The 9,962-nt window shown below is 42.9% G+C and carries 11 protein-coding genes and 2 pseudogenes; 8 read left to right on the forward strand and 5 right to left on the reverse strand.

What is annotated here, in order from left to right:
* Window positions 1-257 precede the first annotated feature (257 nt).
* The 7 genes and pseudogenes from tkt to PUQ00_RS14345 all read left to right on the forward strand — a co-directional run bounded on the left by tkt (window position 258) and on the right by PUQ00_RS14345 (window position 5,372).
* Window positions 258-2,285: a transketolase gene (gene tkt / locus PUQ00_RS14315; protein ID WP_300417496.1), complete on the forward strand. Its 2,028-nt coding sequence runs from the start codon at window positions 258-260 to the stop codon at window positions 2,283-2,285.
* 122 nt (window positions 2,286-2,407) lie between these two features.
* Window positions 2,408-2,701: a hypothetical protein gene (locus PUQ00_RS14320; protein WP_300417498.1), complete on the forward strand. Its 294-nt coding sequence runs from the start codon at window positions 2,408-2,410 to the stop codon at window positions 2,699-2,701.
* Window positions 2,702-2,706: 5 nt separating this feature from the next.
* The gene (locus tag PUQ00_RS14325; protein ID WP_300417501.1) at window positions 2,707-3,117 is read left to right on the forward strand and encodes a type II toxin-antitoxin system VapC family toxin; all 411 of its coding nucleotides are present in this window, start codon (window positions 2,707-2,709) and stop codon (window positions 3,115-3,117) included.
* Window positions 3,118-3,581: 464 nt separating this feature from the next.
* The gene (locus tag PUQ00_RS14330) at window positions 3,582-4,133 is read left to right on the forward strand and encodes a hypothetical protein (protein ID WP_300417504.1); all 552 of its coding nucleotides are present in this window, start codon (window positions 3,582-3,584) and stop codon (window positions 4,131-4,133) included.
* Window positions 4,134-4,193: 60 nt separating this feature from the next.
* Window positions 4,194-4,301, forward strand: a pseudogene (locus PUQ00_RS14335) (Uma2 family endonuclease); the annotation flags it as partial.
* 139 nt (window positions 4,302-4,440) lie between these two features.
* Window positions 4,441-4,638: pseudogene (locus PUQ00_RS14340) on the forward strand (Uma2 family endonuclease); the annotation flags it as partial.
* 341 nt (window positions 4,639-4,979) lie between these two features.
* Window positions 4,980-5,372 (forward strand): hypothetical protein, encoded by a 393-nt coding sequence (locus PUQ00_RS14345; RefSeq protein WP_300417506.1) that lies wholly within the window; start codon window positions 4,980-4,982, stop codon window positions 5,370-5,372.
* Between the two features lie 180 nt (window positions 5,373-5,552).
* Here the strand turns inward: PUQ00_RS14345 and PUQ00_RS14350 are convergent, their stop codons facing one another.
* Both PUQ00_RS14350 and PUQ00_RS14355 read right to left on the reverse strand, forming a co-directional pair.
* Window positions 5,553-5,744 carry a hypothetical protein gene (locus tag PUQ00_RS14350; protein ID WP_118167650.1) on the reverse strand — a complete coding sequence of 64 codons (192 nt, stop codon included), beginning with the start codon at window positions 5,742-5,744 and terminating at the stop codon, window positions 5,553-5,555.
* A 175-nt stretch (window positions 5,745-5,919) separates the two neighbouring features.
* A complete protein-coding gene (locus PUQ00_RS14355) occupies window positions 5,920-6,525 on the reverse strand; it encodes a DUF3318 domain-containing protein (RefSeq protein WP_300417511.1) in 606 nt (201 codons plus the stop codon).
* 166 nt (window positions 6,526-6,691) lie between these two features.
* On the opposite strand from PUQ00_RS14355, the gene PUQ00_RS14360 reads away from it, so the two are divergent.
* Entirely contained in the window at window positions 6,692-6,952 is a 261-nt protein-coding gene (locus PUQ00_RS14360; RefSeq protein ID WP_300417514.1) for a hypothetical protein, read from the forward strand.
* Window positions 6,953-7,014: 62 nt separating this feature from the next.
* Here the strand turns inward: PUQ00_RS14360 and PUQ00_RS14365 are convergent, their stop codons facing one another.
* From PUQ00_RS14365 to PUQ00_RS14375, 3 genes are all read right to left on the reverse strand, one after another.
* Complete coding sequence (locus PUQ00_RS14365; RefSeq protein WP_300417516.1) at window positions 7,015-7,137, reverse strand: hypothetical protein; 123 nt, start codon at window positions 7,135-7,137, stop codon at window positions 7,015-7,017.
* Window positions 7,138-7,170: 33 nt separating this feature from the next.
* Window positions 7,171-8,856 (reverse strand): lysine--tRNA ligase, encoded by a 1,686-nt coding sequence (gene lysS, locus PUQ00_RS14370; RefSeq protein ID WP_300417519.1) that lies wholly within the window; start codon window positions 8,854-8,856, stop codon window positions 7,171-7,173.
* A gap of 779 nt (window positions 8,857-9,635) precedes the next feature.
* Entirely contained in the window at window positions 9,636-9,833 is a 198-nt protein-coding gene (locus PUQ00_RS14375; RefSeq protein ID WP_069073454.1) for a hypothetical protein, read from the reverse strand.
* Between the last annotated feature and the right edge of the window lie 129 nt (window positions 9,834-9,962).

Below are 9,962 nucleotides of genomic sequence, written 5' to 3' on the forward strand. Positions count from 1 at the left end.
GCCCAATGCCCAATGCCCAATGCCCAATGCCCAATGCCCAATGCCCAATGCCCAAAGTATCAGAAATATCATTCCGATATAATTTAAGCGTTCAGCATGACCCAATTATCAGCTTGATTTATCACTAGAAACTCAGGAGATCCCGCTTGTCCATCCATAAGCGGGAGTGGGATGATGAGGATACTGTGGGGAATCTAAAATAACCCCAGCAAGAGAAGCTACCAAGAATGCTAACCCGTCGTTAAAAACAAGAGATTATGACTGTTGCAACCCAATCCCCCAAAGAAGTTTCCCTCGAAGAACTTTGTATTAACTCGATCCGCTTCTTGGCTGTTGATGCCGTAGAAAAGGCCAAATCGGGACACCCAGGACTACCAATGGGCGCGGCTCCGATGGCTTTTGTACTTTGGGATCGCTTTTTGAAGTTTAACCCCAAGAATCCCAAATGGTTTAACCGCGATCGCTTTGTTTTGTCTGCCGGTCATGGCTCAATGTTACAGTACGCCCTGCTTTATCTGACAGGCTACGACAGCGTCAGCATTGAAGATATCAAGCAATTCCGTCAATGGGAGTCCAAAACCCCTGGACACCCCGAAAACTTCATGACCCCAGGCGTGGAAGTCACCACCGGCCCACTAGGTCAAGGAATTGCCAATGCTGTCGGTTTAGCGATCGCCGAAGCGCATCTTGCCGCTAAATTTAACAAAGCTGATACTAAGATTGTTGACCATTACACCTACGTAATTGTAGGTGACGGTTGCAACATGGAAGGAATTTCCGGTGAAGCGGCTTCTTTTGCAGGGCACTTGGGATTAGGCAAACTCATCGCTCTGTACGACGACAACCACATTTCCATCGACGGTTCCACAGATGTAGCATTCACCGAAGATGTTTCCAAGCGATTTGAAGCATACGGTTGGCACGTCCAACACGTCAAGGACGGCAACACTGACCTAGAAGCGATCGCCAAAGCAATTGAAGCAGCCAAAGCCGTTACTGATAAGCCTTCTTTCATCAAGGTAACAACGATTATTGGTTACGGTTCCCCCAATAAAGCAAACACTGCTGGTGTTCACGGTGCTGCCCTTGGCGGAGACGAAATAGCATTGACTCGGAAAAATTTGGGTTGGGAATACGAGCCTTTCGTAGTCCCAGAAGAAGCCCTCAACCACACGCGCAAAGCAGTTGAGCGCGGCGCAGGTTACGAAACCGAATGGAACAAGACCTTTGCGGACTACAAAGCTAAGTATGCCCAAGAAGCGGCTGATTTTGAACGCTACATAAGCGGCAAACTACCCGATGGTTGGGATAAGGTACTACCCACCTACACCCCAGAAGACAAAGGATTGCCCACCCGCAAACACTCAGAAACTTGTCTCAACAAACTGGCGGCGGTTTTACCTGAATTGATTGGTGGTTCGGCTGACTTGACTCACTCCAACCTGACAGAAATCAAGGGCAAGGGCGACTTCCAAAAAGGGGAATACCAAAACCCCAACATCCACTTTGGGGTACGGGAACATGGTATGGGCGCAATCTGTAATGGTATAGCGTTGGACAATTCGGGATTAATTCCCTACGGCGCTACCTTCTTGATCTTCACAGATTACATGCGTGCTGCCATCCGCTTATCCGCACTTTCCCAAGCTGGCGTGATTTGGGTGATGACTCACGATTCCATTGGACAAGGTGAAGATGGCCCCACGCACCAACCCATTGAAACTCTGGCTTCCTTGCGAGCCATTCCTAATTTAACCGTGTTTCGTCCCGCAGACGGTAACGAAACCTCTGGCGCTTATAAAATAGCGATCGAGAAGGCGAAGCAAAATGCTCCTACCCTATTGGCATTCACTCGTCAAAATGTCCCCAACTTGGCAGGTACATCGGTTGAGGGTGTAGCCAAGGGTGGATACACCGTGGTGGATAGCCAAGGTACGCCTGAGATTATCTTGATTGGCACTGGTTCAGAATTGAGCCTCGCCGTCAGCGCAGCCGAAAAACTCACAGCCGAAGGTAAGAAAGTCCGTGTTGTCTCGCTACCTTCATGGGAACTGTTTCAAGCACAGGATGCGGCTTATAGAGAGTCCGTTTTGCCGAAAGCTGTCACTAAGCGTTTGTCTGTAGAAGCTGCTAGCAGTTTCGGTTGGCACAAGTACGTGGGTACTGAAGGTGATTGCGTTAGTATTGATCGCTTTGGTGCTTCGGCTCCAGGCAATGTTTGTCTAGAGAAGTTTGGCTTTAGTGTTGATAATGTGTTCGCTAAGGCCAAACAATTGTTGGGTTAATAGCAACAGAATATTCTCGAAATTGTGTGGGGTGGGCATTTTGTCCACCTTTTTTTACGCAGAGGAGCGCTGAGGGAGATTGTTTATAATTGAGGTAATTAGTTAAATATTGGGAGGAAGTTATGCAAGAAGTTTCTAGCTATCATCAAGAACTTACTAACCGGATATCGCCAATTGTAGACAACCTATTTAAAAGCAATAGCTTGTACTTGGTGAAATTAAAAAAATGGGAAATGATTGAAATGCTGGTAGACCTGTTTGGTAAATTTTTACTAGAAGAAATGCGAGCGATTAAAGATGATGATTTAACACGTAGAATTGATAGTATCCTAGTTTTAGAAGCTGTTTCAGGTACTTTAAATGATTTGACGCCAGAGCAAATAAAAATGTACGATGAAGCAGTAAAAAGAAAATAGACAAAGTGACTTATTTACTTGATACAAACATTGTCAGCTATATTCTCAAAAAGAACATCAATGTAGACAATAAGTTCCGAGAAGCACGCCGTCTCCAAAAAGATATATTTATTAGCTGCATCACTTATTATGAGGTCAAACGGGGACTTTTAGCTATCAATGCTACAAGGCAATCAGCTGACTTTAGTTTGTTCTGCCATAGATATCAAATTTTGTTTTTAGATGATATTGCAATTCTTGAAAAAGCCTGCGAAATTCATGTAGATTTAAAACGCAGAAGTCTAACTATCCAAGAGCAAGATATATTCATAGCAGCAACTGCAATTACACGCGATTTAATTCTGGTTTCTAATGATTCTGATTTGCTGAGAGTGCAGGGAATTAATTTAGAGAATTGGGCAAGAATAGAATCTTGAGTTGGCAGTTGTGAGGAGAAAGCGATCGCACCCATAGCTAGGTTGAGCCTAAATTTAAACACCAGTTTTTAAAAGCCTCAAATGTGTAGTTTAGGTCTAAGACCTCTTCAGTGCATACCCTTCTGTATACCTTGTATTTAAGGCTACGGTAAAAAAGTTATTATATACGGTTTACTATAAATATTTAATATAGAGCCTGTACAAGTAAGTCAAAGATTATGCAGACCAAGCCTTGATGGTGCAAGTTGACTAGGATTGAAGAGAAAAATTTCCCCAATATGAAATTTTTTACCGATTTACACCCCTTAATTTAACGGATAGGCTAGCGCATGCTCGTCTAAAATAAGACACATTCGGTGTGATCGACCTGATGGCGACTACACCAAGGAATGACCAAATACATAAACCAAGATCAATTCAAATACGCCATGACCAAAGAAGGTCATAGCAAGGAGTTTGTAATTATGATCGAGAACATAGCTAATGCCGTTGAAATTCTTCAGAAACGGAATGCTCGTTATTTCTACTCCAGTCCTTATTGGACTGAGCGAGTAGATAGAGCTATCGATACTTTGCTTCGTCATCCTCACTCCAGAAGGAAGCCATATCATCTAATTAAAAATGCGTTGAGCGATGCTAGAAAGGTGATGCATCGCCGCGGCCAAATTTGCCCAATTGCTGAAGTAAGAAATACTGAAGAAGATACTCAACTCCAACAATCTGTTGAGAATCTAGCCGATTCATCAGCAAATTCTGTAGAGTTCATTCTAGGCATAATAGACTGGTTAAACAACGCTCCTCTTAACAGCAATTACCGGACTATCTTATGTCTGCTCATGCAGGGTTATGAAGCAGAAGACATCGCTATACATCTTGGTCTTACTGTTAAACAAGCTCGTGTTCGCATCAGTCAAGCTCATATGCACCCCGATCCAGATAGCGTTTATGACGACTTGCGGAGCTACTGGGGTTTACACGCAAACGCCTACACTCGTGAAGCACTACGTGACAAATAACGAACCGCAGAGGCGCAGAGAAAACAGAGAGAAGAAAAAAATGCTTAACTTAACCGTATTGCCTTCTATGGCATTTATGAAGTGAAGAAAGCCAGTGTCCAGGTGTATCAATTGCTTAGGGGTGAATATCAGCTAATACCTGCCAATGAACGCGGACATTATCCTATTAGACTTATCCGGAAATGAGAACTTTATTTGGCTGAAACCTAGCTCTGGAGAGGGTTTTAGAGGTTCCTGTTTTATATAAGCTAAAAAGCCAGCTATGTAAGGGTTTCAGCTATTTTGAGGTTTATTTGTGGATAAGTCTATTGAACCGATGGGTGTAGAATTAAGAATTTGGCAAGGCCGCTATCAGAATCTAGAATTACCGTGGTTGCGTTGGTGGGATAATCAGGGTAATTTGCTACAAACAGGATGGGAGCGATCGCAGCAAGCAGAAGCACGATCGCAACTCTTGGCTGCTAGACTAAGAGAATTAAATATTAACCCCGACGAGCTAGTGTAATTATTTTGACAACTATCTTTAGATAGATAGGGTAAACACTACGCGATTTCTCATTAGAAACCCCTTGGTAGTAATGAAACAAGCTCTACTGCATATTTAATTCATTTTGTCAATATGTAATCTCCAGCATTGCCTAAGAAATCAGCAGGGCCTTCTCTAGACTGAATCTATATTCATGCTTTCAGTAGATGCAGTTATGACTTTGCAAATGCGATTATTTATCTATAAATGTACTCGAACAATAAATAGTTGCTGTTGTTTAGAAAAAAAATCAGATTTTAATCCGATTTAAGTAACTTTGGTTTTTAGCCAATTGTTTGGTGTTTTGAAAAGGTAACACAATGAATAATATCCTAAAGCGCACACTTCTACCCAGTCTTATGGCTGCCAGTTTAGCTGGTGTCACCTTAGTTCCCGCTAAACCTGCTGCTGCTGATGACCAAGTACTAAGAGATGCAGGTATTGGTGCTGTTACCAATGTAGTCACCGGAGCTGTTAGGGGACGTGGTAATGTATTAAGAAATGGTGTTAGGGGTGCTGTGACTGGCGCAGCTGTCAATGGTGCAAATGGTCTGAGAAAGCATCCTCGTCACCGGAGCGCTGTTCAAGATGTTGGAGTCGGTGCAGGGGCTAGCGCATTGACTGGCGTAATTACCGGCGATCGCAAAGATACCCTTGGCAATGCTGTTGATGGTGCAGCTGTAGGTGGAGTAATCCATCTATTAACTAAGTAAATTCTTCAGCTGAAATACTTCCAACAGTTAACGAACTTATCTTTCCCTAATTCCCCTGCTTCCTAAAAGGAACAAACCCAACCTCTCTTCCCTAGTGGCGAAGGGAGGTTGGGGCGTTAGATTTATATTGAGATATATGCCACCGTCAGCATCGGATGACGTTAGACTTAATAGTAAACTCTAGCCCTTCAACGCCTTTCTAAAGTTTCGACGATAGGATTGATTTGTAATAAACAAAGCTGGCCATAGCAAAGATAAACCAATGCGATTGGTCAAAGTCGGATTAAAATTAGTCCGCCCAAACCCATTCCAAAACTTCCAAACGCCGCCTCCGTAAACCACTATCAAGGCAAAAATAATAAAGTTACCCATTCCTATCAACTCCGTTAGTAACTGACAGAATTTAAGTTAAACAAAGAAGAATTCAGAATTGAGAGAGAATTCTGAATCAATAATTTAGACGTTTTGGGATCGATCGCTGTCAAAAACCCACATAAAGACTTTTCACTTTAAATGTTGCTACAAATGGGCAGCAGAGACATTTATTCTACTTATCATAACTTTCTGGCATACCGACTGGTGATAAACCCGCGATCGCTCGTAAGTTTTGGCAACGAATCAACTCAGTAAAATTTAAACTGGAATGCCCTTCAATTTTAGCTACCGCTTCAATTGCAGATAACAGGTGTTGTGCTGCTTCTGCTTCTGAATAACCGCGACGCTGTGCTATGCGAATTGCTGCTGCATCGGCATTTAACTCTGACTCTTGAGATTTATTAGTGCGCCAGATCCTCCAAGCAGCGATCGCACTTAATCCCCCAGCTACGGCTACACCTACCACATCTGACTGTGCTGCTTCCAAGAATCCGCCTAATAGCCCAGCTAGCACTACACCTTGATAAATGTCAGGTTTAAACCACTTCACCCCCGTCAACCAGCTAACCATGTGCAACAGCAGCAAATCCCGTTGCGGCTTTGTCAAGCGATGCCACAAATCAAAATTAATATATATCGGTCGCGCCTGATTCCACGGTTGGGGAAAGGAGGCGTCAATCACTTTTGCTTGCTGCGGCTTACTAACAAGTTTTGTCGTCATCCGACCAGAAGCAGGCATCACATCTAACAAACGGCGAATTTCAACATTTGGCTCCATAAATTTAATTATTAGCCATAATGTGCATGGTAACTATTTTAGTTATCATTCGTGTTAATCTTTGATTTGTGATTTGATAATGTGGCGGAATTTTATTGTATCCGTTTGCGCCCAAGTTCAAAACCTCAAAGTTCTCGATAACCATTGAGACTACACTTTTAACGACATGGACGCTTTTGTACCGATCCCGCCTGAATGGACAAATGAAGCAACACACGCTTACGAGTTTTGCTGTCCTAGCTGCCGCTCAAGTAGCTTGGAAGCTGAAAAAGTTTGGCTAAATCGCCGCTCGCCTGTACTTACAGAAGACCATCGTCGCAAATGGCAAGAGTTCTACTATTGCCACTGTGGTTCTGTATGGTGGGCTTGGAGTAGCGATCGCCCCTCGAAAGATATATCGAATCAGCAAGATTATAATCCTACATAGCCAATTTTTTTAAATGAATGGGGATTGATTAATCTATGACCATCTGTAATGCCAATTGTGAATCAGCCGATAAATATTTCTACTGGAAGTCCTGACTGTAAATTAAAAGGTTTAAATAAATCCTCGACTGAAATTGCTAACTCCCGAATAAACTCAAAAGCAAATTGTGCGTTAGGTAAAGCCATAACGCACTCTACTGTTGAATGGCAGCTACTATCTCAACTCAATTGTTCATACTTAAATTTACCTTTAATAAACTTGTTAAAATATTGACCTTTAGACGGTGCATTGTCTAAGTCTTCCTTGACACTAGGAGGTACTTTGAAATACTCGTAAACACTTCCACTATCAAATTCAATAGTCAGTGTTTGAGTTTTGGGATCAAAGCTAAATTGCTTAATAACGCTGCCTTCAGGCTTGAGAAGAGGGAAGGCGATCGCATCCCGAATACTGGCACAATCTGTTAATAACATTACCAACCGATCAATCCCAATCCCTAAACCACCTGTAGGCGGCATACCGTATTCAAGGGCTGTCAAAAAGTCTTCATCTACACCTTGAGCTTCTAAGTCGCCAGCAGCTTTTCTTTCAGCTTGGGCTTCTAAGCGTTCTCTTTGCTCGATGGGATCGGTAAGTTCTGAGAAGCTATTGCCAGTTTCTCGCCCAACGATAAATAACTCAAATCTTTCCACCAAACCAGGTTGAGAACGATGCGGTTTTGCTAGGGGCGAAATTTCTACAGGGTAATCAATTACAAAGGTTGGTTGAATTAAATTAGCCTCTACCTTCTCTTCAAAGGTTAAATTTAGTAACTTACCAATTGATTGGGCTTCATCTACACCAGGAATCCCAGCATTTTTACTTGCTGTTTTGGCTTGTTCCAAACTTGGGAACGAATTAAAATCCAACCCCGTAAATTCTTTAACTAAATCGTGCATTGTCACCCGCCGCCAAGGTGTTGTCAAATCTATAGGTTCCCCTTGGTAGGTGATTTGCAATGTGCCGAGTACCTCTTGGGCGACAGTGGTAATAATCCCTTCTGTCAACGCCATCATATCGTTGTAGTCGGCGTAGGCTTGGTAAATTTCAATCGTCGTAAATTCGGGATTGTGTCGAGTTGAAATTCCCTCATTGCGGAAAACTCGGCCTAATTCAAACACCTTTTCAAAACCACCCACAATCAACCGCTTGAGATGAAGTTCTGTGGCAATTCGCAGATACAATTCCATTTCTAAAGTGTTGTGGTAAGTGATAAATGGACGTGCATCTGCACCCCCAGTTTCACTTTGCAAAACCGGTGTTTCAATTTCCAGAAAATCCCGTTCTTCCAAATAGCGACGAATACCAGCAGTAATTTGGGCGCGACGGCGGAAAGTTTGCCGCACTTCCGGGTTAACAATCAAGTCAACGTAGCGCTGACGGTAGCGCTTGGCAACATCCGTTAATCCGTGCCACTTGTCGGGTAGGGGCAACAGGGATTTAGTCAGGATAGTATATTGTTTAACGTAGACAGATAACTCGCCCTTTTCAGTCCGTTTAATAGTACCTTTAGCTCCCAAAATGTCACCTGCATCTGTAAGTTGCTTCAGGTGATTGAAGGCATCAGCATCAATATCTGCCATACCTTCTTGGATGCGATTTTTGTCTAGATACAGCTGAATTGTGCCGGTTTCATCTTGCAAAGTGAAGAAAGCCAATTTACCGAAAACCCGACGCGCCATAATGCGTCCAGCTATAGCAACTTCTAAATCAACTTCTTCGCCACTGGGTAAATCGGCAAACTTTTCTTGCAACTGCGCTGCATGATGGGTAGATTCCCAACGATAAGCATAGGGATTAGTCCCTAGCTGCTTGAGTTGTTCTACTTTCTCCAGCCTGGCGGCCCGGATATCTTCTTCCGACATGGTAACGAACTATTCAGAGGGCAAATTAATTATAGATGCTGCAAAAGTTGAGAGTAAGAGATATTTGCACTTTGCAGATGATGATATCGCCTAAAAGTGATCTGCGTAGGGGTAGCCCGCCGCAGGCATCGCTAAAGGAAATACATACTAGAGTCCGCCTGTGGAGTGTAAACGAATATAGCGCTTCTGGGTTGAGTGCAATACAGACCTAACAAGAACAGCCCCTTGCCTATAAGGGAAGGGCAGGGTCGTTTCATACGAAAAAAGAAAAATACATAAGTCTTGATTTCTCGTTTTGTGGCATGGCTTTTGACCCCTCTCCAAACCTCTCCCCCACGGGGGAAGAGGCTTTGAAACTCAGTTTTAGTTTTTCTCTGCTTGTCTGAAACCACCCTGCTTCCCTATAAGGGAAGGGGAGTAAGATTCAAAGCCTCTCTCCAAAAAGGAGAGAGGTTTGGAGAGAGGTCAAAGTGTATTGCTTCCATTCTAGAAGCGCTATATTACCGGATATTTTAAACGGATATGATGATTACAGAGGATGAGCGGGTAGAACTGATTGATGTGCAAGCATCCCCATGAGTACCAATTCTGTATGAAGATGCACATAACAATAACCCCATGTAATCCCCCCAATGCTTTTGGGGACTAGAATTGATTAAAAATTATCCCATGAATGAAGTGGAAGTTGATGGCGTAGTTTACCGCCGTAGGCATCGCTTGGAGAGTGCATACCGTCAACTCCCTCGATTCCAAACAAGCCGAGAAGATTTATTTTGTATTTAGTAAGCTAAAGTTTCTAAAGTTTCCCTTAAATACCTTTGTACCTGTTGTTCCAAGCGAATTCCCTGTAATTGAGCATCCCGTTCTAGTTGCCAGCGTTGAAAACCGGAACTCGTGGAAATCGCACATTTGAGACTATACCAAATTTCAGTATCAGCAGAAAATTGGCGATCGCTAGAAGCTGGAATTTGAGCCATAGTTCCTCATTCCTTTATTTTAACTTCAACGGTAACTGGGTATTGGGTATTGGGGATTGGACAATTCAAATTTGGATTTTGGATTTTGGATTAAATTTCAATTCTTTAATCTAAAATCTAAAATTCTTA

The sequence above is a fragment of the Nostoc sp. S13 genome, assembly GCF_029379315.1.
Classification (GTDB): domain Bacteria; phylum Cyanobacteriota; class Cyanobacteriia; order Cyanobacteriales; family Nostocaceae; genus Nostoc.